The following is a 24,149-nucleotide window of genomic DNA, read 5'->3' on the forward strand; positions in this document are numbered from 1 at the left end:
TCTCATTTTTGTCCTACACTCTTTTAACAGTGGCTCCCCTCCTGGTGGGTCAAATTTCGCTTAGTCTAAACTCCAGATTTTTAATCAAACCTAACATTTTACAACCTAGAAAAGGGACTGTCTCAAAGTTGAGCAGTCCCCCACCTATAAAACTGGCTAGTCAATCGAAATAGATTGAGGGCGGTTGTTGTAACTGCCACTACCATTATTATTCCCCGTAGAAGAACCCGTAGGGGAGGCTCCTTGTTGTTCCAGCCAACTTTTCACCGGGTCATCGGAGAGATTGAGTTGGAACACCCCGGAGAAAAACCCACCCAAAAAGGCAACCGGATGTTCGGTCATTTCTTTAAAAATTGGACTCAGTTCATCTAAAAACATAGAATGTCTCCTTTGGCGGCCAATACAGTCAAAAATAGGATATCCCCCGGATTTGGCTATACCCGAGGAAATTGCCTACTTCTGCTGGTATCCTAGCGCGTTTGCCACCGGAGTAGCCGTCGGCATCCCGCACCTCTCGGACCTGAGGTCCCGATGGGGTGGCGAAATGCCATACCCTCATGAACTAGGAGGGATTTTTTTCCGGTAACAGGCACTTATCGGAATCGCATCCGGCAGGCCCTGCTTCTGCTAATTCACCGAGGTCATAGCGCTGGAGGGCGTTTTTAAAGTCATCGGTTTTGCGACGGACTAAGACCTCAGCACTGAGGCGATCGTACTCCGCTTTATCAATCGGTTCAAAGGGGAGACGGGGGAACGATTGGCGATCGTCAAATCGAGCGAGTAAGGCAGCAGAAATGTAGCCTTCATCGTTTTGGATGGCCTCATAAATGCGAGTACCTAATAGCTCAATTTCTGACTCCCGAACTTCCACGGTGGCAGAGGTGTTATGGGTGACATAGTGGCTTTGAACATTCATATAGAAGTCCATTTGAGCCATCGCACTAAATTGACTAATATCAATTTCATCGGCACCGGGTAAATCGGCCCAGCTGACAGCGATGGGAATTTCCACCAACCATTCAGAACAGCGCGGGTCAAACGGATCATTTAGGAGATTTCCGTTTTCATCCTTATCCGATTGAGAGGGAATTACACTGTAACCGTAGTCGATACAAGCCAAGGCAACGGGATCATTTTTACCAAAAGTAATTCGGCGAATAAACCGTTGCGCTTTGGGCGGATGCCACCCGGGAGATGCGCCGGTTAGTAAAGATTTAGTTCCGCTGGGTTGAACAGTTGTGCAACGATTAGGGCGGCGCAATCCGTGGCGATCGCAATAATCCCAAACTTTCTCATGCACAACTGTTCGCCAGCGCGTCAAATAGGCTTCTTCTTGACGCTTAAATTCAATTCCTTCCGGGGTTGCCGGACGACCTTGTTCCCACCAGCGCAACCAATCCACACCAAAGGCATGAACGAAGAAATCAAACAATCCGGTAAAGGAAACACCGACAATCGGATCGATTTCCCGACTGTATTGATAGCGCGGTTCAACGAATTTATGATTCAGCAAAGTTGCCACGGATAAAGCACCCGCAGCAAAAGCATCTGCTTGTTCGCGATCGTTTTTGGGGTCAATTTGATTCAGGTGAATCTCAGCTAAATTGCACTGCCCGGTGAGGGTTCCGCCGAAAACGCCTTTATGAAATTCGGGTTCGTTAAAGCAGAAGGTATCATGGTGACCCTGAATGGGTACAATCTCCCGAATCACTTGCCATTTGCCTTTAGTGGTGGGGTGATGACCCTTAGAGGTATTAACGCGCTGACAAGGAATTGCAGCACAATCGGTGATTTGCAGATACCACAAATCCTTGTTACGAATGCCGAGATTGGTGATTTCACCGGCTCTTGATTGCAAGTTAATCGAGGAGCGAATCCCACATTTGAGCAATAACAGATAGACCCGATAGGCGCGATTATAATCGGACAAATACAATCGAACACCACCGCTGGATGTAGCAGAACCATCGGAATCAATTAAGCCTGCAATGAAGTGTAAAATCCCTTCTCGATTCCAGCTTGCCAAGGCTTCTAGGGCTGTAGCATTGGCTTTTAAATCACGGACTTCTTCGGGGTCAAATTGGCCTTGGAAACCCGTATAAAGCAAGCAGGGTGTTTCGGGATTTTCTGCGTAGTAACGCAATTTTCCTGAAGTCCGACCCGCAAGGGCCAATTCCTGATAGCTTTTGGCTCCATATAAGCGCAGTTGGAGTTGAGGCTTGCCATGAGATTGGCATAGGGAGCCATCCCCCACCAATTGTCCGAGGGTGTAAGCCCACAAGGGGTCTACAAATTTACCATCTTGATAGTCAATCTGGAATGGCTCAGTGTGCAGGGCATATTTGTGGATGGAAAGATGCTCTTGCAGTTGTGCCGTGGTCATTTCCAGATAGGTTTTACCAAAGCGGTCCTTAACAAAGAAACGGTGTTTTTCTGTTACGTCTAACCAGGTTCCATCGGCAAAAGAGACTTGATAAAGTCGGCGATCGCGCCCCGTCAACATCGGAGTAACGCGACTCCACCGCTGACCATTCCAAATTTCCACCGATTGACCAACCAGCGATCGAATCGAATGCATTCCATCCCGCGTCACCAGCATCGTATCGCCAGAAACACAATGAAAATCTGCACCAATAATTTCACCACATGGATTTAATCCTACTCGGGATAACCTATGCTCTAACTCGGGTTGAGAAATTTCTGGATAGCGATCGCCTATCCATTGCTTCCCTTTACCCTCGTTATAGGCTTTCAGAAAATCCCGTTTAGTCTCGCGATCGGGCATTAAATCGCAACTAGCTCGGGCAACGGCTTCACCAGCCCATTGAATCGCTCCTTCCCCAGAATAATATTGTTGACGCACCGCATCAATACATTCAGTGAGGGTCGGCTTATGATGAAAAACCCGGGTGTGATTTGCCATTCTTAATGCATCTCTTTCCGGGTCGATGCGCCAGTTTCCCGCTTCATCTTGTTGCCATAAATTCATTTTGGCATTAGCAAACAATTCATCATCGCTTGCGCTCTGTCTCATGCCTGCAGAGCGCCGGATGTTGCCTGCCACAATTGTAGAAGCCGCTTCATCAATGAGTAAGCAGCATTCGACTGAATTTAATTGCCGTCCATTTGCCTTATTTAAAATTAAGGCAACTCGCTTATAAAGGTCAGTTAATTTAACTGGATTAGCAACCCCTCCAAACCCTTTGAGCGGTTCTCCGGCGGGACGAATATCGCACAGATCTACAACAACTTCAACGGTTGAATTGAAGCGCTCATCGGTGGAGAGTTCTAGGAGGGTTTGATAGGATTGCACCCAACCAATTCGGGAGTCTCCTACATTCATGAGGACCCGATCGCCATCGTAAGTCACAGCAGTTTCTTGGCGACGGCGATCGCTGGGGGTCATGCCAATTTCACCTTGGAGGGTGATCTGGAGTCGGTTGCGAATCTTCGGCAACTGATTGATATATTGAGGTTCGAGGACCGCGCCGGTGCCACATCCCATCATCGCAAGGCCCATTAATAATCCAAAGGCTCGCCAATCGTGGATATTTGTCGAGGAACAGTTATAGGCCCCAGAAAAGTTTTCCGGGCGTTCGATCCAGTCCGTGCCCCCCACCCACAACCAGCGTCCCGAGGAGAGGGTTTTGAGTTGTTTCTGCATCTGGGTGAGGAGTGCCACCTCGTCGGAGTTGAGATTACCGAGTTTCTCTAATCCAGCAATGGTGCGATCGCAGACTTGCTCCCAAGTTTCGCGCCCCTCATCCTGGCGGCGGCTGTAAGTCCTAAAAAACACCGGATTCGCTGCCGGTGCGGTTTCGGGAAAATCGCTGTGGTGGCGCGTGCGTTCCAATTCTCGAACCATAAGTCAATCTCTTCTCGTATCCGCGTATAGCTGTAGATCAAGACTATACGCCATCTTAGATTTAGTGGTCAAAGGTTGTTAATTTTTAAGATTTGCGCTATGTCTAGGGCCAAGGGGAGGATGGGGAGGATGGGGAGGATGGGGAGGATGGGGAGGATGGGGAGGATGTTTAACATATACGACTCCCGTATCTCCCGTATCTCCCCCATCTCCCGTATCTCCCGTATCTCCCCCATCCTCCCCATCTCCCCCAGGGACTCTCCTCAGATGAAGGAGAGAAATATTAACCTAAATGCTGAATGTGGATAGAATAAACCAAAGCCAGATTTTTGCGTGGGATTCTCCTATCCCCGAAGGGGAGGCTGTGCCAAGGGAGAGGCTACGCGGAGGGACTGGTTCAATCTACTGAGGGGCATCACCGCCGAGAATCGCCATGATGTTTCAATCTGCTACCACGCACCAAAGCGCTGCCACGGGTTACGATACCCTCCTCGACGTTGAACTTCGCAAAGTTTTTAAGGTGTTTGAGGGGGAAACTGCGGTCCGGGGGGTCGATCTTGACATTAATCGAGGAGAATTTTTTAGTATCCTTGGTCCTTCTGGCTGTGGCAAAACGACGACCCTAAGATTGATCGGAGGCTTTGAGACGCCTTCTGCGGGAGAGGTCCTGATTCGGGGTAAGTCCATGAATCAGGTCCCTGCTTATCAGCGCCCGGTGAATACGGTGTTTCAGAGTTATGCGCTGTTCAATCATCAGAGCATTGCGGAAAATATTGCGTTTGGGTTGCGAATCAAACGCTGTGGAAAAAGTGAAATTGAGGAACGGGTCAAAGAAGCGCTCAAATTGGTCAAAATGGAGTCTTACGCCAATCGTTATCCTTCCCAGCTTTCGGGAGGTCAACAGCAACGGGTGGCTCTAGCACGGGCGCTGGTGAATCGTCCAGCGGTTGTGTTGTTGGATGAACCATTAGGGGCGTTGGACTTGAAATTGAGGAAACAGATGCAGGTTGAATTATCAACGTTGCATCGGGATTTGGGGTTGACTTTTGTGATGGTGACTCATGATCAGGAGGAGGCCCTGTCTTTGTCGGACCGGATTGCTGTGATGCATGAGGGCAAAATTGAGCAAATCGGGAGTCCAAGTGCCATCTATGAGCGTCCCCGATCGCCGTTTGTGGCGGATTTTATTGGAGAAACCAATTTATTGCCGGGACGGATTGAAGGCAGCGATCGCACCTCTTTGGCGATTCGCACAGGGACGGGATTAAAAATTGTGGTGGAACTGACGGAACCTTGGAGTAGCAACACATCAGGGGCGATCGTTAGTGTCCGCCCTGAAAAAATTAATTTGAGTCTGTATCCCCCCGAGGTGGAGGTTAACTGCTTTGAGGGGCGGCTCAAAACGGTGATGTATTTGGGAACCCATGTTCAGTACGTGGTGGAACTGCTCTCGGGGGATGAAATGGCGGTATTGCAACCGAATACGGGAACGAGCTTACCAGATCCTGAGACGCCAATCTATACCTACTGGCTTCCGACAGATTGTATTGCCTTGGCTGCGGCTTAGGCTGAGATTGGAGGGGTGCTCTACTCCCTCACCTGTGGATGCGATCGCGTGTTTGTACCCTGTGGACGGACATCTATATGAGTCTAGCGAGTGTCACTCAATTTTTAGAGGAGATAGAATCCCACTGTCCCAAGAATGCCATTCTTACTTTTCTCGGTAGTGATGGAGAATCCTTTGTGGTTGACCTCAACCGAGAAGGCGATCGGGTCAATTATGGGTATCAATGGGGGATCAAGGAATTGCTGATTAGCAAGTTGCTGTCTAAAACTGAGCCCGTAGCTTCCCTGATTCTCCGGTCATTTTTACCTGAAATTGACGAACTAACCCATTTTCCGATTAAAGAACTCCGGGGTTATGTCCTCAAACTGGACGGTTCTGAGCTTGAATATGAAAAGCTTTCCCCAGAATTAATGTTTGCTTGTCAAAATACCGATGCGGAAACCGGGAATCCCCTCCCTTTAGAAACGTCGGTTCGGTATTGTTAGTTAATCTGAATGTTGGTTATCACACCACCTTGTCAAAATAGTGCGGATTCCGAAACCCCCAAAATATAGAATGAGCAGTGCTACACCGACCCGACGTCAGTTTTTACAACAGTCTGCGGCGGCACTTTCTGGTCTGGCGTTGTCTAGTTGTGGCTGGACCCTGGGCGGCCAACCGAGTCCAGAGAGCGAGGAGGATACTCCTTCTGTGGCGGTGGACTCAACTGCTGCTAATGAATTGTTTATCTACACTTGGGCTGACTATACCGATGGAGATTTGCTCAGAAGTTTTACAGAGCAAACGGGTATCCGAGTGATTGTGGATATTTATGACTCGAATGAGGCGATGTTGGCAAAAATGCAGGCGGGCGGTGGCAGTTCTTACAGTATTATCTATCCCTCGGATTATATGGTGGGACGGATGGCTGAATTGCAACTGCTTAGACCTCTGGAGCGATCGCGCCTTGAAGGGTTAGGCAATTTGTTTGAGAAGTTCCAAGACCCTGAATATGACCGGGGAAATCGCTACAGTGTCCCGTTTACCTGGGGGACAACTGGACTGATTTATAATTCGGCTAAACTCTCGACGCCTCCCGATGATTGGGAATATCTCTGGGCTCATCAGAGTGACCTCTCGCGGCGGCTAACTTTGATGAATGATGTCCGGGAAGTCTTGGGTGCAGGATTGCGATCGCGCGGTTACTCCTATAATTCGACAGACCCCGCTCAACTGCGTGCCGCTTATGAACACTTAGTCAATCTCAAACCATCTCTTGCCAATTTTACTACGGATGGCTGGCGGGATTTGATGTTGGCAGGGGATTTGGAGGTAGCAATGGGTTACTCTTTTGATGCCCTCTCCGTCTCGGAGGAAAATCCGGAGTTGGAATATGTGGTTCCCATGAGTGGCAGTTCATTATGGACGGATACGATGGTCATTCCCAGAAGTGCACCCAATGTTCAAGGTGCTTATGCTTGGATTAATTTTATGTTTCAACCCCGAGTGGCAGCGGATTTAATTGAACGACTCTATTTTGCCACCCCGAATCGTGCTGCTTATAATTTGCTATCCCAGGAACTGCGAGACAATCCGACTTTATTTCCTTCGGAATCGGTCTTAGCTCGGTGTGAAGGTATTCTACCCCTCGGCACGAAAAAAGAAAAAGAATATGCTCGGTATTGGATTAGATTAAAAAGTGTTTAAATAGGCTGTTAATCCGCCTCCTAGAAACGGGAATTCAACCGGGTATGATTCACCGAATTTGCGGTCACAAAGTTACAAATTTAAACGTAATGGGTCTCAGAATCCATCCATTGATTCAAGATAAACTGAGTTTTTAGGTTAGCTTAGTTTCCCTAAAACTGAATCCGAAAACACTCTAACCGATCGCAATTGAACTTCTGGTCTGTCCCCCTATTACTCTTCCCATGACTGTATCGCCCAGTAAGCCAAAAAACGAATCCAAAATCGGAAAACGCACCCTACCGGAGTGGCTGGGACCCCTGGCTTTACTTGGTCCTGCCGGAATCTGGTTATTCCTGTTGTTGGTCCTGCCAACGGTGGTGATTTTTCAACTGAGTTTAGTGCCGGGAATTCAACCGGGCGATCGCGTGATTCCCTCGGGACTGGATAACTTCTGTCTCGTCTTGGGATTTGAAAATTGCCGATTCTCCGACTTTGACCCCGTATTTCTCCAAACCATCGGGCGATCGCTCTTTTTTGCCACCGGCACTACAATAATTTGTCTCTTATTAGGATTTCCCGTTGCCTATTGGTTAGCAGTAGATACCCCAAAACGCTGGCGAAATTTGCTCTTACTCGCCTTTGTTTTACCCCTCTGGACCTCATCCCTGCTACGTTCCTATGCCTGGAAAACCATTCTGCGTCCCACGGGTGTTCTCAACTCATTATTAGGTGTTGTAGGAATCCCTCCCTTAGATTTACTGCACCAAAGTTCTGCCGTGTTTATCGGCATGAGTTACAGTTTTCTCCCTTACATGGTGTTAATTCTCTACGCATCGTTAGAGAAGCTAGATAAACGGTTATTAGAGGCAGCAGCAGATTTAGGGGCGAATCCGATTGAAGTATTTTGGAAAGTGACAGTCCCCCAAACGTTGCCCGGAATTGCTGCGGGTTCTTTGCTGGTGTTTATCAGTGGGTTAGGGGATTTTGTGGACCCAGAATTACTGGGGGGTGCATCTAGTATGACCGTTTCCCGGTTAATTTATGATCAATTTCTGGGAGTGGCGCGAGACTGGGGATTTGGTTCGGCCCTGAGTATGGTATTAATTCTAGCGGTGAGTGTGGCGATCGCCGGGTTAATTCGGTTTGGGGAAGCCACTCCTAAAAAATAAGCGTTTAACCCCTTCAAAGGGTTTATTCAAAAGTCTAAGTAATGCTTGCATGGTGAAATGGCATGACAGAAACGAGGCTCAAACAGGAGGATATTCCGGTAGATATGTTAAAAAGCCAGAGTCGAATTAATATCTCTTGGCAGATAGCATTTGCCGGTTTCATGTTTTTTTTCATGTACCTCCCGATATTGGTACTGGCATTTTACAGTTTTAATGAGTCTCGCTATAGTGCGAGGTGGGAAGGATTTACCTTAAAATGGTATTTCACTCTCTTTCAGGATGAAGCTATTTTAAAAGCGCTGAAAAATAGTTTAATGGTTGGATTTTCGGCCATTATTATTGCAGCGATTGTCGGAACCTTAATGGCAGTGGGATTATCCCGATATCGATTTCGGGGGAAGAGTTTGTATTTGGGAGTTTCTTATCTGCCACTGATTATCCCGGATATTGCGATCGCAGTTGCTACTCTAGTCTTTTTAGCCGCCGTCCAAATTAACCTCAGCATTTGGACCATTATCGCCGCCCATATTGTGTTCTGTCTGGCCTATATTGGGTTAGTCGTTTCTACTCGCCTCAGTGACTTAGACCCTCACCTAGAAGAAGCTGCCTTAGATTTGGGGGCGACTCCGATTCAGTCTTTTATTCAAGTGCTACTCCCCCAATTGATGCCGGGAATTGTCTCCGGTTGTCTGTTAGCTTTTGTCCTAAGTTTGGATGATTTATTAATTGCTTCCTTCACCTCCGGAGGGGGTGCAGTGACCCTGCCAATGGAAATTTTTGGACGGATTAGAACTGGGGTGAAGCCGGATATTAATGCCTTGAGTGTGGTATTGATTTTGACTTCCGGGGCGATCGCCTTTCTAGGCGAGTTTATCCGTTCTCAGAGTGAAAAGAAGTAAATCAGAAAACGCCTCAAAATTCATGGCAGAGTCATGATGAGGAGATGCTAAATTCTAGTCCCTTAACCTGAGTTTCAATCTGATGAGTGACGCTCTCAACCCCGCTAATTCTGAACCGAGTCCCCTCCCTGGAAAGACTGCCACGGCACCAGACCCTGTACTAGATGCCCCCTCCCTGGTAGATTTACGCCGCTATGATCAGTCATGGTTCGATCGCGGCAAGTCCAGCGGGTTTATCTTGCTGTGGTGGTTGGTGCAAGGGGTCGCTTTCCCCTTAAGTCCTCATTTTGCCCACGGATTTCGCCGGTGGTTGTTGCGACGATTTGGGGCAGAAATTGGCACTGGGGTGCTGATTCGTCCTACGGCGCGATTTACCTACCCTTGGAAAATCACCGTCGGGGACTACTCCTGGATTGGCGATGATGTGGTGTTATATAGTCTCGATCGCATACGGATCGGGCAGCATTGCGTCATTTCCCAAAGAAGCTACCTCTGTACCGGCAGTCATCGTATCGACGACCCCACCTTTAACCTAGAGACTGCACCTGTGGAAATTGGCAATGGAGTATGGGTTGCCGCAGACTGTTTTATCGCCCCTGGGGTGAAAATTGGTGCCAATGCGGCGATCGGGGCGCGTAGTAGTGTGTTTACGAATATGCCCGAGGGTCAAATCTGCTTTGGCAGTCCCTGTCGTCCCCGCTATCCCCGCAAGGTTGAGGAAAAACTGCGTCCGAATTTCTCCTAAAACAGCCCCAAACGAACCCTTACTCATTCATGTTTCGATAGGTAGCAACGGCAGAGGGTGAAATGCGGTTGAGATAGCGGAAAATCCAGTATTTAAAAACCGTATCCAGGATGACGGGGAAGGTGGCAATAAAGAGATAAATAAAGTCTCGACTTTCCGGGAGTCCCAAATGGCGCGAAATCCCTTCTAGGACAATTTCCCACCCATGAGGAGAGTGGAATCCCACGAAAATATCGGTAAATAAGATAATGATAAAGGCTTTGGCGCTGTCACTTAAGCCATAAACAATATCATCCAGAAATGATTTCAGGCTTTCAATTTCCCGCCGACTATTATAAATAACTAAGCCAAAGGCAACGAAGGAAAATAAATCAGAAAAAATATTTTTAATCGCATCACTACTGCGATAAGTGTAGCGCTTGGCAACTTCTAAGGCTTTGAGTTTGATTTGTTGTTGAACGTCTTCTTCGGATAAATGTTGAGGAATTCTACCGATAAATTTGAGGTCTTCTCTCTCGGGACCTTCTAAACTTTCGAGTTGGGTCGCGAGGAGTTCTTCAAATTCCAGCATTTCATGGAATTGGGTTAATTCCATTAAGGCTTCTTCTTTCATATCGACATTGAGAAAGATTTCAGCTTCGCTTCCGATGAGGCGATCGTAGATTGGACCAACCACAAAGTTTTTGGCAACTTGTTGAGTGAGTAGGGGAATTAAAATTAACAGTAAAATAAATTTGATAGAAACAATGGTTTTGGTTTTAGACAGGCGAAATTCTTGGACCACTTCATCCTCAGCTTTGGGGTCCAATTCACGCTTGAGGCGATCGAGGGTTCTTAAAATGGAACGGGGTAGGAAGCTGGTTTGACCGGCGAGGGAGCCTATTTCTTTGGTTTCCGCTTCGGGGTCAGGAATAGCTTCGTCGAGGGCAGGAGATGGCTTTTTTTTGCTATTTAAACGGCCTGTTTTTGGAACATCTAAGGGGTAGGGAGGGGTGGAAGTAGCGAGGGTCCGTGTAATGGGAACCGAGGAGGGATTAGGTTGTGCTGAGTTGCGGGTATATTTAGCGGTGACTTCATCAATAAAACTGAGTTTATCTAAAATCAAAGATTGAGCAGGTTGAGAGAAAGTGAACTCCGGGGTTGACAGTCGATTATCATCGGAAGATACAACCCGAACTGGGATGGAGTCATCAAAAGGCCGATCGCCTAATTTAGATTGTTTGTAAATCTCGACAAAGGACCGGCTATTTCTAAATTCTCTTAATCGCAGCTTGATAATACTTAAATTTCTCTTTAAGTCAGATTCATGAACTGAAAAAACGCTCTGCCCACAAGTAGAGTTTTCTGGGGAAATCCGTTGATTGTTAAAATATTTTTTTTCAATTTCCTGAATGTTGACTGCTGCTTGATAGGCCAATTCCAGAGAGCGAGTCGGGGTTTCGATGAGCCATTGTTTAACGGAATTGAAAAACCCTGCTTGATTAGAAGAATATTTGTGCTTTTTCATAACCCTTCTTTACTCGAACCAACCGAGTACAATTTGACTAAGACTGACTCGAACTATTCCGGTGGGAACCCTTTTGCTTCATCCAGTTCAGGCTGGTTTTCCCGGAATCCAAGCGGGAGTTTGCATCAGGCACGATGGTGTTTGTAGACCCGAGAGTTCACCGATTCTTGGACTGAGAGGCAAGGCGATCGCCCCAGTCTCTGCAACCCTTGAGGTACTCTCCCCTCGGGCAAGCAATAATGAAACGAGAGACTTCGCGCAAGCAACCTACAGTGGTCGTATGTTAACAAATTTGGTGGAGGATTTGGGGTGGGTAAAGCATCAATTTGGATCGTGGGATCGACCGGCAGTGGCAAGACGGGTCGTCTGGTTCAGGAGTTGTGGAACTGGGTTGACTCGAATGGGGACCTAAATACCCCGCCCCTGAATCGCCATCGGACTGCTGCTACTGAATCCAACGCCGGGACCGGACGACGGGGAGGCAGGCAGAAACAGGAGTCGTTAATCTCTCAGACCCTACCGCGATCGCGCAGGTTGGGACAAGATGAACCCCCGTTGTTAGTCTTTGCCGCTACGGGAGACGATCGCATTCCCTTAAACGATCGCATCATCCACGCCACCTCCGGACGCTATCCCATCGACTCCTCCACCCCCCTAGCCTTTTTCCAACGGGAAGTCCTGCTATTTTGGCCCCTCTTGATTCAACACCTCAATCTCAGGGCGGAATTTCCCCTGCGAGTGCGCCCAGAAACTGAGCAAGAGTTGGCAACCCGCTTATGGAGAGATGAGTTAGACTCGGGACGCTTACGCCAAGAGGGAATCAGCGAATATCGCATGGTCCGGCGGACTTTGGACTTATTACAACTAGCAGCTTCTAGCGGCAGACGCCTCGAAGATGTTTCGGTGATTTTACAGGAAGGGATAGACGATCCCAATGGGAATCTCGACCTCTGGGACTGCATGGGAGAAGTCTTACTCAAGTGGCGCAGATGGTGTCTCCAACGGGGTTTACTCACCTATGGGATTATTACGGAATTGTACTGGCGGCATTTACTGCCGAATCCCACCTACCAGACTCAGTTAATCCGCCGCTATCCCGCAGTCTTTGCCGATGATGTGGACGAATACCCCAAAATTGTCGGGGATTTGTTTGAGATCCTGCTAGATGCGGGAATTCCCGGGGTCTTTACCTACAATCCCAAGGGGTCTGTGCGTCAGGGATTAGGGGCGGATCCCGATTATCTGGCGGGGTTAGCATCCCGTTGTCACCAACAGCCGTTGGACCCGGTTAGCGGATTGCAAGGTAAATTAGGGAAAATGGCCCTCCAGGTCATGGCAGACCCGACGGTTTATTTAGAGGAAATGGAGGAGACTGGATTATCCTTGCCGGTGGGGTCGATTCAAACGACCGCCCGATCGCAACTGTTGCGACAGACTGGGGAGGCGATCGCTCATGCGGTGCATACCGGCAAGGTCAAACCGTCGGAAATTGCCGTAATCGCCCCGGGTTTAGATGCGATCGCCCGCTATAGTCTCCAGTCTATCCTCACCAGCAAAGGAATTCCGGTCCTATCCCTCAACGAACAACGTCCCCTCGCCACTGTCCCCGTGATTCGAGCCTTACTCACCCTCTTAGCCCTCGTCTATCCCGGTTTGGGACGTCTCGTAGACCGGGATAGCGTCGCTGAAATGCTCGTTGTCCTCAGTCGTCGTCCTGACTGGGAATCCCTCAAAGAGACGGAACCAACCACTAACCTTCTCCATCCCGCCTCCTTTTTGATTGACCCAGTACGCGCTGGATTATTAGTGGATCATTGCTATTCTCCCGCTACGGAACAGCCGAAATTGTTACCTGTGACTGCCTTTCCTCGCTGGGACCGTTTGGGATATCGGGCAACCCGGGTATATCAAGAGATTTTGGACTGGATTGAACAGCGGCGATCGCAGTTAACCAGTCCCATCGCCTTACTCAATTCGGCCATTCAAGAGTTTTTAGGCCGTTCTAGCAGTTTACCGGGAGACCAAATTGCCGCCCTTCGCGAGTTAATGGAAACTGCCCAACATTATTGGGAGGTAGATGAACGGTTGCGCCGTTGTGGGGAACAGGATGCGCCGGATTATGTAACCGTGGGTCAATTCATCCAACTACTTCGCAAAGGCACGATTACTGCAAATCCCTTCCCCGTGAGTGCCTTGGGTCCAAAACCCGATTCGGTCACCCTGGCAACGATTTTCCAATATCGGGCGGCGCGTCAGTTTCATCGTTGGCACTTTTGGTTAGATATTGGTTCCCCCTTATGGTCTCGTGGAGGCGCAGCGAGTTTGTTTGCCGCGCCGTTATTTTTACAAAGTTGGTCCGGTGACCCTTGGACGCAGGAGAAGGAAATTCGGAATGACGAGGAGCGATTGCAGCGGATTGTGCTCGATTTATTGGGGAGAGTAGGCGATCGCCTGATTCTCTGTCACAGCGATTTAGCCACCAATGGTCAAGAACAAACGGGCCCTTTATTATCGATCTTAAATGCTTGGGTTCCCTTGGAGGAGTAGGTTTCCCCCAAAACAAGATAACGACTGAAGGGGTTCCTAAAAACTCGGAAAAAAATACTTTTCCCGATTTATAGTCACGACTTCAGTCGTTTCCAGATTTTCAGCGTCAAAGGATTAATAAAACAATCCCGGACCTAAAGCATGGATAATTCCCCTAAGACATCCAGACGCTTATAGGGATTGAGGGTGATATGCGTTTCTGAGAGGGTCTCGGCGATCACGGGATCAATCCAACCCAATTGTTTCAGCAGGTGAATCGCCACAGCGTGTTTGGCCCGTTTGCTACCATCCATAACTTTAATGGCTAAACCCATGCCTTCCCCTTCTCGTCCAATGCACAGAACGCCTTCCGCACCACCTTTGCTCACCAGTTCCCCTTCGCTTAAGCGCATCAGTTCGGTATCGAACTCGCCGGGTCCTGAAATTAAGGCGGGGTGATGGGTCATGGCCCGCACGATGCGTTCCATATCAACCTGTTCCCCTGAACACAAGTGGGCGTAGAGGGAGGCCATTTGCCCTAATTCCATCAGATAGGTGGGTGCGCCACAGTCATCCCGGGCACTGATGAACTCTTCAGCAGGCATTCGCAGCAATTCAGCGACTTTGGTGATAATCAAGCGCTGGACCGGGTGATTCTTCTGGGTATAGGTTTCCAGGGGAAAATTGCGTTGTTTGCAGACCGCTAACATTCCGGCGTGTTTGCCGGAACAGTTATGGCTCAGGGGGCTGTCTTTGCCTGCGGGGGTGGGACAGTGCAAGGCGGTGGTATCGACGTCACACCGCCAGAGGACGTTAAAGGCTTGCCGCGCCTGTTCAATGGTTCCTTTGTGGGAACTGCAAATAATGGCAAGGTCGCGATCGTTGAGACCGAAGCGTTCTAGGGTGCCGGTGGTGGTCACTGCTAGGGCTTGAAAGGGTTTGAGGGCGCTTCGGACGAAGGCGGTGGTTTCTGAGTTACCGGCAACGGACAAAACCCGCCCTCGGTTGTCACAAACAACGGCCTGGACGTGATGGACTGATTCAATAATTCCTTCGCGCAGCAAGCGGACTTCCAGGGCTGCTGCTGCGGTACGTTTTCCCATTGTCATGGGTTAAATATTATGCCTTTATATTTGGATAGAATGGGTCACTGTTCAGGGTCAGTCGGTCCAAGGTCTTGGGTAGGACGCGGAACGAACTGCCCTGGTACTGCCTTGTTTATACCAAATTCCACACGATCGCACCGACGAGGACCAATAAACCGAGAATGGCAAAGGTTCGATGGAGGCGATCGAGGATGGGTTGGATTTGATGGCGGACAACGAGGCGATCGCGGGTTAAAATTTCCGGAGTTTTCGGCCAGGTTTGACCATCGTACCAGCCGGACTCTTCATAGAAAATGGTGGCATTAAACAGGCGATCGCGCACATAGCGCCACCCAAAATAGAGTCTCAAGAGCACCAAGGTCAAAATTAATCCGCCACCCCCGGTACTCCCGAGGATAAACTGACCCAGGTCCTTGGCGGGAGGAAAACTGGCTGCTGCCACGGGAGCACAAACTGCCACGGATACTCCCAAAATCCAGGCCATTTTACTCAGATAGCCTTTGATATCCCGGGTCGCCCAGCTAAAAAAACAGGACTCCTGAAGCTCTTGATATTCATTGAGCGGTTGCCAATCGGGAGGTACTGGGCAGGCAGACACAGACGAAACCCTCATCGCTATTTCTTATGGTGTGCCATTGAGTTCAGCACTCAGGTCTAGGCGTTCGCCATGTCCCCAAAATGCCTCTAAATTGTAATACTCCCGTTCGGTGGGCATCAAGATATGGACGATCACATCGCCATAGTCTTGCACCAGCCAACTGCCATGATACTGCCCTTCGACTCTCCGGGGAACCCGTTGGCACTCTTGTTCGGCTTGATGGGTCATTGCATCGGAAATCGCCCGGACCTGCACTCGCGAATAGCCGGTGACGATAATAAAATAGTCGGCGAGATAGGAGACTTCCGAGACGCGCAACACGATGAGATCGCCGCCTTTACGGTCATCTGCGGCCCTGGCGATCGCAACAGCTAAACGGTAGCTTTCGGAGTCAGTTGCGGTTTGAGCATTTTCTCGGGTTAAAGCAGTAGTCGATTGAATCGGGGAAGAATCTGTCATTCACTCTCCATTAGTTGTAAAAGTTTTGGGCGGGTTTAGTTGTTTATAGCCTTTCTCTGGTCGGTGAACTACATCGAGGATCCCCCTAAATCCCCCTGACAAAGGGGGCCTTTCCCGGTCTAAATCCTCCCTAACCCGGGGACTTTCCCGGTCTAAATCCTCCCTAACCCGGGAACTTTCCAGATTTCCCCCCTAAAAAAGGGGGGCTAGGGGGGATCGAATAGGCGTACCTCATGAATGGGAAAATTGCTATATCTGGGAATTTTTACTCAAAATTTTTGCTCAAAAAGCCGATGCTCTCGCTTGCTGAGAGTCTGTATCGGATTGGATGAGATTTTTGAGTTCATGCTAACAAATTTTAGGCGCTAATGCGATCGCTTGCCGATGCTTTTTGGGTCCGATGCTGTCCTTTGCTCTCTTGCATGGCCCAATTACGGGTTAATATCGTCCGGGGGTGAATCATCCGTTGCTGTTCGACGAGGTGACGTAAGCAGTAGTCTCCCGTCTGCCACACCGCCGCTACGAGATTTCTAAAGCAGGTTTGCCGCAACTGTTCGAGTTCGGGAGTAGTCCCTCGTCCCGGTTCTAAGGTATCTGCCAGATACACCACGCAACTGAGTGGGCTCATCTGTGGACGGCCTAGGGTATGATTGCGAATCGCTTCTAAAATTTCTGGGTCTTTTATCCCAAACTCATCTCTAGCAACCATTGCACTCACATCCGCGTGTAACAGATGGGGTTCCCCGGCGAAGATTTCGTCCAGTTCTAAACCCTCAGTTTGAGCCATTTGCAATAATCGCTGAGGTTTGAAATATTTGGCTAAATCATGCATTAAACCGGCTTGTTTGGCTTTTTCCACATCGAGTTGATGATGTTCTGCCAGTTCGCCACAGAGTTGTTCGACGCGCAAAATATGTTGGACGCGCGGGGGAGTGACGTGATGTTCTAACCAAGTTAAAATGCGATCGCGCATCATGCTTTAAATCTCCTGGCTATGCGCTGCTCGTTTATGCTTTCCTTTGCGGCAGGCGATCGCCTCTTCAAACAAGGCTTCATATTTATTCAAAGTCTCCTCAAAGGCATAATGGGCGATCGCATACTCTCGACCTTGCCGACCCAAAGCCTCAGTTTTTTCCGGGTTTTTATACAGATCTAAAATCGCATTTGCGAGGGCTTCCGGGTCTTCTGGAGGAACAACAATTCCCCCTTCACTATTTTTAATCGCTTTCGCAGCGGTCCCCGTAGCGGGTACTGAACCCACAATTGCCCGCCCACTTGCCAGTAACACCGGAATTTTTGAAGGCATATTAAACCCAATCACATTATGCTTTTGCAGCACTAATCCCACATCGATACCTCCCAACATTTCCGGTAGGGTTTCTCTCGATTGAAAGGGCAACAAGGTGACATTATTCGCCCCAAACATTTCACAATATTCTTTCACCCGGTTGATGGCTTTCTGTTCCCCCACTACCACAAAGGCAATGTCCGGAATATGGCTCAGTCTCCCCGCTGCTTTGATGGCCGTAGGCAAATCTTGAGTTAAGGCAATATTTCCCGAATACAGCACCACAAATTTACCATTCAAGTGATGCTGAGTCCGAAACTTATTATCCTCTTTCGGTAACGGTTTAATGAAATTTGTATCGACCCAATTGGGAATTAAGGCAATTTTTTCCGCTGGCACAGATTTTCCTAATAAATTCTCTACAAATCCATCGGCAATCACGCTGATTTTATCCGCACTCTGACAGGCAAATTTTTCTAATTCTGTAAAGGCTCGAATTACCTTTTTATTTTTCAACAACCCCACATGAACCGCCGCTTCATGTTGAATGTCTTGAATATTTAAGACCACTGGACAGCCGGTAATTCGTCCTAACAAGGTCGCCGGAATGCAGACCGGCAAAGGGGGAACCGTTGCCAAAATGACATCAGGACGCCAACCTGTTAACGCTTGCGGAAAACTATTCAGGACAAAACTACCATCCAGTAACACCCGATCTAATAAAGAGGGTTCCGGGCGAATATACACCAAACTGCGTTGAACTTTTACGCCGTTTCTGTCTTCATTCAAATACCATTTGCCCTGATATTCTGGGTAAACTCGTCGTTCTGGATAATTAGGCATCGCCGTGACAACGCGGACTTCATGGCCTCGATTTACCAGTCCTTCTGCCAATTCGGTCATTAAAGGAGCGATACCGATCGGTTCAGGATGATAGTTGTAGGAATAAATCAGAATCCGCATAAAATGAGTGGTAGTCAAGGGAGTGCTGTTTTAATCGTTGGGGAAAATGCCCATCACTCTGAAATTCTGGCGTCTTCAAGATTCCCCCCTCTTAAGACACTTGACCCAGACCCTGGAACAAGGGAGCAAGATAGACCACGAATGCAGTTAATCCAGGAGTAACCTGTCAGGGTCATTGTACTCACAACTCTAATATCAGCCTCGTCAAGGATTCCTGGGAGGGCTTGCTTCCCCGGATTGGGTCAGGTGGCAACTCAAATAGGACTTGTTTTTGCCGCGTTCATGTCCCTGAAAGATTGAGATCTATTCGGGGTTTTCCCGCTTACCAGACTGCTCCTGTGGTTGGCCTTTTTTCTGTCCCCTCGTTGGTAGTTGCACCCCTAGGTGATTCTGCCCCAGGGCCGAACTCGTTTAAGTTACCCTAGAGATTATTTTATTATATTATAGTGAAAAAAATACAGAGGCAATATCCACCCCTTCCCCTAGGTGCATCGGGGTCTATTCTTAAGAGGATTGCCCTAGAGAACTACAAAATTTGGTTAAATTCTGGTTAACTCCCTCTGGCCTGGGCCTTTTTTTATCGTCGAGAAATCCCCGGGGTGCTTTTGGCCCTCCATCCTCCATCCCTCCTCGCAACCCCTGCCTCTTAACCTCACCTCCCGGGCGATCGCTTTAACTTCTTTTGACTTGTAATTTGCCAATTTTAAAGTTGACTACAGTGGAAAACACCGAAACAATGAAGTAAAATAACCGAATTACCCAACCTCGACCGGCATATAAATAACCGACTAATTCTGGATTTAATCGAGTAATTCGAGCAAATCTAGCTTTACTTTGTCTCTCTAATTCTTCTAATTCTATCATTTCTTTTTCTCGGACTGGCAAAGAGGGTGATTTAGCGGTATAAATATAATATCCCATAAATCCATCTTGTTGAGGGGTAGATTCTCTCAAAAAGGAATTGGTGATTAATTCGGCTTGATTATAAGAAATATTCTCTTGAGCAGCAAACAATTGAACCCAGTTATAATATCTAAAAATAGTGCCGGTACTAAAAACTAAGGGAACTAATACGGCTAAAGTTAACCCACTGACTCGGGAGGCAAAGTAACGGGGTAAGAGAATGGTCGCAACGCCAAATCCCATCCCCAAAATCCCAAATACAATGATATTGAGAAGTTCCATAATTTCTAGGCTTAAAAGGGCGTCGCCTATGAGGGGAATTTGGTAGACGAGGGCATCTCCCAGCAGAATGGATATAAATTTAATCACTAATGCAATCACGACGACTACACAAGTTACTAAAAGATATAGCAAGGTGCGGCCCCAGAGTTTTAGATAAAGCATTGGCTTCTCCGTAGGTGTCAGAAATACAGGCTGATAATAACATTTTGCACCTTTCGACTTGTTGGGGCCCTCTTAAAGGAACGGCCCTTTCTGGGTTTACGCCTCAACTCTGTGCCTCCTTCACAGCACTCTAGGACAACCTTTAAGCTAGGGTGCAGCCTCTGCCCTCGTCAGGATGAGATTTTGTTATAGCAGGTTTACGTCAGGTTTCTCACCGGCTTTTTATATCCTGAGTTGCCAATCGGTAATTTTTGGGTCCGTTGTCAAGATTTTGTAACGAAATGTTGCCATTTCCCCAACGATGCGTTAAGTTATATTACAGAGACTTGACTAACTAGGAGTTTTCTGAATCATGGATGACACAAAAGCCAAATTCGGATTTACAGAGTTTGCGGAAACCTGGAATGGTCGTCTGGCAATGCTAGGTTTTGTAATTGGCGTGACAACTGAGTTGCTGACGGGACATGGCATTCTGTCTCAACTCGGACTTATGTAACTTTTAAGAATATTTGTATTTCCTTCCTTCCTGAGAATCAAGCGAACAATCCAATGCCTGAAAGTACCAAAGCTGCTTTCAGGCACTTTTTTTGTCCGGGCAAGGTTCAACCGGGAATCAACGCTGCGTTTTGGGGGTGCGATCGCCCGGGGTGGGGACTTAATCAACCGTCTGAGTGATCCATCCCGGGTTCCTCGGATTCAAAAATCGCGCCTAGCTTCATCAAATCCTGTTTTAAGGATTCCGAAACCCCGATCGCCTGAGTAAATCGCGCCCGATCGCAGATGACTCCAGTCCACTCCACACGACTAACATCAGCCCTGGTGAAGTCAGCATCGGTTAAGTTTGCCCGACTCAAATCTGCATTTTTCAGCACTGCATCCACCAAACAGATCCCCGAGAGATTAGCCCCCCGCAGATAAGCCGCACTAAAATTAGTCCGACGGGCGATCGCATTCGTCAAATTCGCCCGATTTAAGTTCGTGCGTAAATCAGCATCACTCAAATTAGCCCCACAAAGGTTAGTCCGGTTCAGATTGGCATTGGTTAACTGGGCGTGAGATAAATTAGCCCCAGCCAAATTCGCACCGGATAAATCCGCCAGTTCCAAATACGCATTGGTAAAATCAGCATTTTCCAACTCGGCATGACTCAAGTCTGCATAATGGAAATCGAGATTGCTTAAATTACCTCCCACAAAATCCTGGATGGGATTAAGTCCCAGACTATGAGCGATCGCGATAAAATCATCGCTTTTGGTTTCAAAAAACAACTCCCGGGCGATCGCCAGGAGACGGCCCTGGCACTCCCGCACGCGATCGCCCTCCCCGAGGTGCTGATAACCGATTTTTAACTGATAGAGGAGTTGACCTTCTACGGCTTTATCTCCCATTTCAATCGAGATCGCCAGCCGACGTTGTTGATAGGCGATCGCCCGTTCATACTCCCCCAAAGTCGAATAAGCCGTGCCTAAATTTAACAGAGCATTCCCCTGTCCTTGCAGATCCTCCAAATCTTGGGCGATCGCCAGATGCTGCTCATAACAAGCCACCGCTGCTGTTAAATCTCCGAGGGCCTGATACGCCGCCCCCATATTTCCCAGGGCCGCCCCTTCCCGACCTCGTTCGGCAGTGTCTCGATAAATCGTCACTGCCTCACACCAAGACTCCAGGGCCGCCTCAAACTCCCCCTGCTGATATTGGGCAATTCCTTGTTTGAGCAGTAAATCTCCTTCAATCGTCATGTTCATCATGTAAGCATCAGGTTAAGGGGGCAGTAATTTGGTTTTGACTCAAACCAAATTACTGTGTTTAGGCGGGGTTAAGGTTCAAAAATAGCACCCCTTGCCTTGAGGTCCTGTTCCATTTGTGCAGATAAACCCGAATCCAGCTTGAAACGTGCTTGATCCACATTAGCCCCAGTCAGGTTCGTATTCGTGAGGTTGGTCATGACTAACCCCGCCTGATGCAAATCAGCCCCTGCCAGATTTGCACCAGACAAGTCCGCATCACTGAGATTGGCATTCCTTAAATTTGCCTCTTGCAGATTGGCATTTTTCAAAGAGGCCCCGCTCAAAGAAGCCAGGGCCAAACTGCATCGATGCAGGTCCGCACCGGATAGGTTCGCATCGCTTAAGAGTGCACCACTGGCATCAGCCCCAGCTAATTTGGCTCCAATCAAGTTGGCCTCACTCAAATCAACATCACTTAAGTCAGCACCGCGCAATTTTACCCCAGGGAGTTCAGCACCGCTGAGGTCTAATCCCTGTAAGTTACAACCCCAGAGTTTGGCCCCAGCAAAATCCCGGGCGGGATCCATCCCGGCGAGTTGTGCCAGTTCGATAAAGTTATCGGTAGTGGCGTCTAAAATTGGGGCGATCGCCTCCACAATGGGGGACAAGTCTCGATGGAGAGGAAGCTCTTCTACCGCCGTGGGTGCTTCCGGGGAGCCTGTATAGTGCAGTTCGGTCCGGGTGAGGTGCGGTTGGAACTGACGCTCCACGAGTGATCGGGTGAGCAGTCGTTCTAGGATGCCATGTTGATTAGGATTGATATCGTGGGGCCACAATCCTTCCGACTCTACCATGAGGATATTAGCAGCACTCACCTGGAATGTGGCTTGTACGCGCACCGGGGTTCCGTTGACTTGCAACCGAGCAAGTTTCAGAAATCCCAGACTGCCTTTGAGGATGGAGCCATCCCCGGTAATGTCTAAAATCCAATGGGAAGGGGTTGGACTTCCGGTGGTCACTTGACAAGAAATGGCTTGGGATGGGGAAGAGGCGATGTCTGCTAACTCGGTCAGCAAACCGACACCCTCGGGGAGAGTCGCATTTTCCAGATTTAGGATCAGCTTGCCGCCGGTCAACCCAAACTTAAAACGACCGCCGAGGACCTCTTGCCAGACTTCCTGAAAATGTAGGGTCAAGTTCAAATCGAGGAACGCGGTGTCATGGGACGGATCGAAGATAGGGGTGCCGGTCAATTCAATAGACAGGCACTGGAACTGTGGATGATTGGAAGAGGGTTGTTGCATAAACCAGGAGCGAACGATCTGCTTCGGAATTTGCCTAAGCTTTTACCGTATCACGAGCTAGGGCATCCCATCTCAAATTGCCAGAAAACGACTCCGGGGCGATCGCTCATGGGGTTTAACCCCCAAAAAAATTTAAGGGCGCTGCTTTGGAATTAAAGCAGGCCCTAATCAGAGGTTGAGGCAATTTAATAGTTGAATTCAACGGGCTAATATTTAGCGAGAATCAGAGGCTCTCAGAAATTTTGTCGCGATCTTTGGCATCAAATCCTATTGACCTTCACCATTTAGACCGACTGTTTCAGATTAGCTCATGGATGCGCCATTGCTGTTATAAGGCTGACATCCATTAGACTGGCACTGGTTCGCATTGCTTTTCCAGCACTCGTTTCCTTCTAACCCAATTTCTTCAGCACTTCTGGTTAACATGGAGTGTTGACGATTTTTGGCGAGATGTTGATGACGAGTCATTCTAACGCGAGCGATATCTTCAGACATGGGATTATTCTCCTTTTTTTATCGGTGAAATTGTACAAAAAAAATGATTGATGCCACGGACAATAAGATTGACTTAGCTCATTGTGGATTTAGAGCGGTCATAAGAGGTCCGGAAGTCAGAAGGGGGTTTGCCTTGAATGGTACTGGAATAGTCATCGGGATCCAGACCGATTTCAGCGGCGCTCCGGAATAACATGGATTGCTGACGGTTTTTTACAACTTGATGGTGACGCATCATTAAAGCACGAGCTTGATCTTGAGTAGACATTTGAGTAGCCTCCTGGTTTTTTTCGGGCAGGTTTTTGTTCCTGTTTTTACTATAAGGGCAAATTCTGTAAAAAATGCTACAAAACTGGTGATTTTTACAAAAATTTACATAAATCTTTGGGATCACTGGAAAGTCTTGTCAATAGGGCGATTCCGGTGGGGGGATTGTGACTAAGTATTGCAGCAGGTTAAGTTTTCCTGTGATCCTGAGAAGATTTGGGAGATTTGGGAGATTTGGGAGATGGGGGAGATGGGGAGGTTGGGGGAGATGGGGAGGTCTTATAAGAGTAGGTTTTTTATGGTCATGGTGATTCGCCTTAGATTAGCTGCACTTCCGGTTCCCTCCCCTTGGCAAGGGGAGGGTTAGGGTGGGGTTCTTCTTGGGCGATTCCTTACGGGATAGCTCCGCTTACCGCCACATCACGCACTATGAGCAGAGATCGTACCTGTATGGAGGCTGGTCCACCCTCTTTTTTTGTGACGAGCGATAGCGCGTCACCGCCGACACTCTCCACCCCCCCATTCCTCCTGACGTGGCGATCGCCACATCAGGAGTACCCCACCCTCACCCTCTTACAGGTATATGTTTTTATCACCTAGGGTATAATAGGGAAGGGAGGGACCCCAGGTATCCCCGGATGATGAAAGA

At 48.4% G+C, this 24,149-nt stretch carries 22 protein-coding genes; 9 read left to right on the forward strand and 13 right to left on the reverse strand.

Going from position 1 to position 24,149, the window contains the following annotated elements:
* Nucleotides 1-156: 156 nt before the first annotated feature.
* Both NG796_RS25160 and nrdJ read right to left on the reverse strand, forming a co-directional pair.
* Nucleotides 157-378: a hypothetical protein gene (locus NG796_RS25160; protein ID WP_254567736.1), complete on the reverse strand. Its 222-nt coding sequence runs from the start codon at nucleotides 376-378 to the stop codon at nucleotides 157-159.
* Between the two features lie 184 nt (nucleotides 379-562).
* Entirely contained in the window at nucleotides 563-3,865 is a 3,303-nt protein-coding gene (gene nrdJ, locus NG796_RS25165; RefSeq protein ID WP_261210128.1) for a ribonucleoside-triphosphate reductase, adenosylcobalamin-dependent, read from the reverse strand.
* Nucleotides 3,866-4,301: 436 nt separating this feature from the next.
* On the opposite strand from nrdJ, the gene NG796_RS25170 reads away from it, so the two are divergent.
* The 6 genes from NG796_RS25170 to hpsU all read left to right on the forward strand — a co-directional run bounded on the left by NG796_RS25170 (nucleotide 4,302) and on the right by hpsU (nucleotide 9,913).
* Complete coding sequence (locus NG796_RS25170) at nucleotides 4,302-5,432, forward strand: ABC transporter ATP-binding protein (RefSeq protein WP_261210151.1); 1,131 nt, start codon at nucleotides 4,302-4,304, stop codon at nucleotides 5,430-5,432.
* A 77-nt stretch (nucleotides 5,433-5,509) separates the two neighbouring features.
* Nucleotides 5,510-5,917, forward strand: a complete 408-nt coding sequence (locus NG796_RS25175) for a hypothetical protein (protein WP_261210129.1) — start codon at nucleotides 5,510-5,512, stop codon at nucleotides 5,915-5,917.
* 70 nt (nucleotides 5,918-5,987) lie between these two features.
* A complete protein-coding gene (locus NG796_RS25180) occupies nucleotides 5,988-7,118 on the forward strand; it encodes a PotD/PotF family extracellular solute-binding protein (RefSeq protein ID WP_261210130.1) in 1,131 nt (376 codons plus the stop codon).
* A gap of 224 nt (nucleotides 7,119-7,342) precedes the next feature.
* Nucleotides 7,343-8,269 carry an ABC transporter permease gene (locus tag NG796_RS25185; RefSeq protein ID WP_261210132.1) on the forward strand — a complete coding sequence of 309 codons (927 nt, stop codon included), beginning with the start codon at nucleotides 7,343-7,345 and terminating at the stop codon, nucleotides 8,267-8,269.
* Nucleotides 8,270-8,331: 62 nt separating this feature from the next.
* Nucleotides 8,332-9,168, forward strand: coding sequence for an ABC transporter permease (locus NG796_RS25190; protein WP_261210134.1), 837 nt, complete (start codon nucleotides 8,332-8,334; stop codon nucleotides 9,166-9,168).
* An 82-nt stretch (nucleotides 9,169-9,250) separates the two neighbouring features.
* Nucleotides 9,251-9,913: a hormogonium polysaccharide biosynthesis acetyltransferase HpsU gene (gene hpsU, locus NG796_RS25195; protein ID WP_261210135.1), complete on the forward strand. Its 663-nt coding sequence runs from the start codon at nucleotides 9,251-9,253 to the stop codon at nucleotides 9,911-9,913.
* Nucleotides 9,914-9,932: 19 nt separating this feature from the next.
* Here hpsU and NG796_RS25200 read toward each other — a convergent pair whose 3' ends face one another.
* Nucleotides 9,933-11,420 (reverse strand): proton extrusion protein PcxA, encoded by a 1,488-nt coding sequence (locus tag NG796_RS25200; protein WP_261210138.1) that lies wholly within the window; start codon nucleotides 11,418-11,420, stop codon nucleotides 9,933-9,935.
* A 309-nt stretch (nucleotides 11,421-11,729) separates the two neighbouring features.
* Here NG796_RS25200 and NG796_RS25205 point away from each other — a divergent pair, with 309 nt between their 5' ends.
* Entirely contained in the window at nucleotides 11,730-13,967 is a 2,238-nt protein-coding gene (locus tag NG796_RS25205) for a recombinase family protein (protein WP_261210139.1), read from the forward strand.
* A gap of 134 nt (nucleotides 13,968-14,101) precedes the next feature.
* Here the strand turns inward: NG796_RS25205 and NG796_RS25210 are convergent, their stop codons facing one another.
* The 6 genes from NG796_RS25210 to NG796_RS25235 form a co-directional block, all read right to left on the reverse strand.
* Nucleotides 14,102-15,055, reverse strand: a complete 954-nt coding sequence (locus NG796_RS25210) for an asparaginase (protein WP_261210140.1) — start codon at nucleotides 15,053-15,055, stop codon at nucleotides 14,102-14,104.
* Nucleotides 15,056-15,164: 109 nt separating this feature from the next.
* Complete coding sequence (locus NG796_RS25215; protein ID WP_261210141.1) at nucleotides 15,165-15,665, reverse strand: CGLD27 family protein; 501 nt, start codon at nucleotides 15,663-15,665, stop codon at nucleotides 15,165-15,167.
* A 9-nt stretch (nucleotides 15,666-15,674) separates the two neighbouring features.
* Nucleotides 15,675-16,109: a ribosome silencing factor gene (gene rsfS / locus NG796_RS25220; RefSeq protein WP_261210142.1), complete on the reverse strand. Its 435-nt coding sequence runs from the start codon at nucleotides 16,107-16,109 to the stop codon at nucleotides 15,675-15,677.
* A 358-nt stretch (nucleotides 16,110-16,467) separates the two neighbouring features.
* Nucleotides 16,468-17,082: a bis(5'-nucleosyl)-tetraphosphatase (symmetrical) YqeK gene (yqeK, locus tag NG796_RS25225; protein ID WP_261210153.1), complete on the reverse strand. Its 615-nt coding sequence runs from the start codon at nucleotides 17,080-17,082 to the stop codon at nucleotides 16,468-16,470.
* A 6-nt stretch (nucleotides 17,083-17,088) separates the two neighbouring features.
* Nucleotides 17,089-18,360: a glycosyltransferase family 4 protein gene (locus NG796_RS25230; RefSeq protein WP_261210155.1), complete on the reverse strand. Its 1,272-nt coding sequence runs from the start codon at nucleotides 18,358-18,360 to the stop codon at nucleotides 17,089-17,091.
* 672 nt (nucleotides 18,361-19,032) lie between these two features.
* Nucleotides 19,033-19,707: a hypothetical protein gene (locus NG796_RS25235; RefSeq protein WP_261210143.1), complete on the reverse strand. Its 675-nt coding sequence runs from the start codon at nucleotides 19,705-19,707 to the stop codon at nucleotides 19,033-19,035.
* Between the two features lie 352 nt (nucleotides 19,708-20,059).
* Here NG796_RS25235 and NG796_RS25240 point away from each other — a divergent pair, with 352 nt between their 5' ends.
* Nucleotides 20,060-20,203: a chlorophyll a/b-binding protein gene (locus NG796_RS25240; protein ID WP_261210144.1), complete on the forward strand. Its 144-nt coding sequence runs from the start codon at nucleotides 20,060-20,062 to the stop codon at nucleotides 20,201-20,203.
* A gap of 163 nt (nucleotides 20,204-20,366) precedes the next feature.
* On the opposite strand, the gene NG796_RS25245 is transcribed toward NG796_RS25240, so the two are convergent.
* The 4 genes from NG796_RS25245 to NG796_RS25260 all read right to left on the reverse strand — a co-directional run bounded on the left by NG796_RS25245 (nucleotide 20,367) and on the right by NG796_RS25260 (nucleotide 23,501).
* Nucleotides 20,367-21,455 (reverse strand): pentapeptide repeat-containing protein, encoded by a 1,089-nt coding sequence (locus NG796_RS25245; RefSeq protein ID WP_261210146.1) that lies wholly within the window; start codon nucleotides 21,453-21,455, stop codon nucleotides 20,367-20,369.
* Between the two features lie 68 nt (nucleotides 21,456-21,523).
* Entirely contained in the window at nucleotides 21,524-22,738 is a 1,215-nt protein-coding gene (locus NG796_RS26525; RefSeq protein WP_317619359.1) for a pentapeptide repeat-containing protein, read from the reverse strand.
* Between the two features lie 303 nt (nucleotides 22,739-23,041).
* Nucleotides 23,042-23,233: a hypothetical protein gene (locus tag NG796_RS25255; protein ID WP_261210148.1), complete on the reverse strand. Its 192-nt coding sequence runs from the start codon at nucleotides 23,231-23,233 to the stop codon at nucleotides 23,042-23,044.
* A 73-nt stretch (nucleotides 23,234-23,306) separates the two neighbouring features.
* The gene (locus NG796_RS25260) at nucleotides 23,307-23,501 is read right to left on the reverse strand and encodes a hypothetical protein (protein ID WP_254568410.1); all 195 of its coding nucleotides are present in this window, start codon (nucleotides 23,499-23,501) and stop codon (nucleotides 23,307-23,309) included.
* Between the two features lie 449 nt (nucleotides 23,502-23,950).
* Here NG796_RS25260 and NG796_RS25265 point away from each other — a divergent pair, with 449 nt between their 5' ends.
* Nucleotides 23,951-24,100 (forward strand): hypothetical protein, encoded by a 150-nt coding sequence (locus tag NG796_RS25265; RefSeq protein ID WP_261210150.1) that lies wholly within the window; start codon nucleotides 23,951-23,953, stop codon nucleotides 24,098-24,100.
* Nucleotides 24,101-24,149 lie beyond the last annotated feature (49 nt).

The sequence above is a fragment of the Laspinema sp. D2d genome (assembly GCF_025370755.1).
In the GTDB taxonomy this organism is placed as follows: domain Bacteria; phylum Cyanobacteriota; class Cyanobacteriia; order Cyanobacteriales; family Laspinemataceae; genus Laspinema.

What these genes read in the sequence shown, in the direction of transcription:
- NG796_RS25240 (WP_261210144.1), top strand. Translation starts at nt 20,060, where the DNA reads ATGGATGACACAAAAGCCAAATTCGGATTTACAGAGTTTGCGGAAACC.
- NG796_RS25255 (WP_261210148.1), bottom strand. Translation starts at nt 23,233, where the DNA reads ATGTCTGAAGATATCGCTCGCGTTAGAATGACTCGTCATCAACATCTC.
- NG796_RS25175 (WP_261210129.1), top strand. Translation starts at nt 5,510, where the DNA reads ATGAGTCTAGCGAGTGTCACTCAATTTTTAGAGGAGATAGAATCCCAC.
- NG796_RS25190 (WP_261210134.1), top strand. Translation starts at nt 8,332, where the DNA reads ATGACAGAAACGAGGCTCAAACAGGAGGATATTCCGGTAGATATGTTA.
- NG796_RS25185 (WP_261210132.1), top strand. Translation starts at nt 7,343, where the DNA reads ATGACTGTATCGCCCAGTAAGCCAAAAAACGAATCCAAAATCGGAAAA.
- yqeK (WP_261210153.1), bottom strand. Translation starts at nt 17,082, where the DNA reads ATGCGCGATCGCATTTTAACTTGGTTAGAACATCACGTCACTCCCCCG.
- NG796_RS25215 (WP_261210141.1), bottom strand. Translation starts at nt 15,665, where the DNA reads ATGAGGGTTTCGTCTGTGTCTGCCTGCCCAGTACCTCCCGATTGGCAA.
- NG796_RS25180 (WP_261210130.1), top strand. Translation starts at nt 5,988, where the DNA reads ATGAGCAGTGCTACACCGACCCGACGTCAGTTTTTACAACAGTCTGCG.
- NG796_RS25210 (WP_261210140.1), bottom strand. Translation starts at nt 15,055, where the DNA reads ATGACAATGGGAAAACGTACCGCAGCAGCAGCCCTGGAAGTCCGCTTG.
- NG796_RS25230 (WP_261210155.1), bottom strand. Translation starts at nt 18,360, where the DNA reads ATGCGGATTCTGATTTATTCCTACAACTATCATCCTGAACCGATCGGT.
- NG796_RS25235 (WP_261210143.1), bottom strand. Translation starts at nt 19,707, where the DNA reads ATGCTTTATCTAAAACTCTGGGGCCGCACCTTGCTATATCTTTTAGTA.
- rsfS (WP_261210142.1), bottom strand. Translation starts at nt 16,109, where the DNA reads ATGACAGATTCTTCCCCGATTCAATCGACTACTGCTTTAACCCGAGAA.
- NG796_RS25170 (WP_261210151.1), top strand. Translation starts at nt 4,302, where the DNA reads ATGTTTCAATCTGCTACCACGCACCAAAGCGCTGCCACGGGTTACGAT.
- nrdJ (WP_261210128.1), bottom strand. Translation starts at nt 3,865, where the DNA reads ATGGTTCGAGAATTGGAACGCACGCGCCACCACAGCGATTTTCCCGAA.
- NG796_RS25260 (WP_254568410.1), bottom strand. Translation starts at nt 23,501, where the DNA reads ATGTCTACTCAAGATCAAGCTCGTGCTTTAATGATGCGTCACCATCAA.
- NG796_RS25200 (WP_261210138.1), bottom strand. Translation starts at nt 11,420, where the DNA reads ATGAAAAAGCACAAATATTCTTCTAATCAAGCAGGGTTTTTCAATTCC.
- hpsU (WP_261210135.1), top strand. Translation starts at nt 9,251, where the DNA reads ATGAGTGACGCTCTCAACCCCGCTAATTCTGAACCGAGTCCCCTCCCT.
- NG796_RS25160 (WP_254567736.1), bottom strand. Translation starts at nt 378, where the DNA reads ATGTTTTTAGATGAACTGAGTCCAATTTTTAAAGAAATGACCGAACAT.
- NG796_RS25245 (WP_261210146.1), bottom strand. Translation starts at nt 21,455, where the DNA reads ATGATGAACATGACGATTGAAGGAGATTTACTGCTCAAACAAGGAATT.
- NG796_RS26525 (WP_317619359.1), bottom strand. Translation starts at nt 22,738, where the DNA reads ATGCAACAACCCTCTTCCAATCATCCACAGTTCCAGTGCCTGTCTATT.
- NG796_RS25265 (WP_261210150.1), top strand. Translation starts at nt 23,951, where the DNA reads ATGGAGGCTGGTCCACCCTCTTTTTTTGTGACGAGCGATAGCGCGTCA.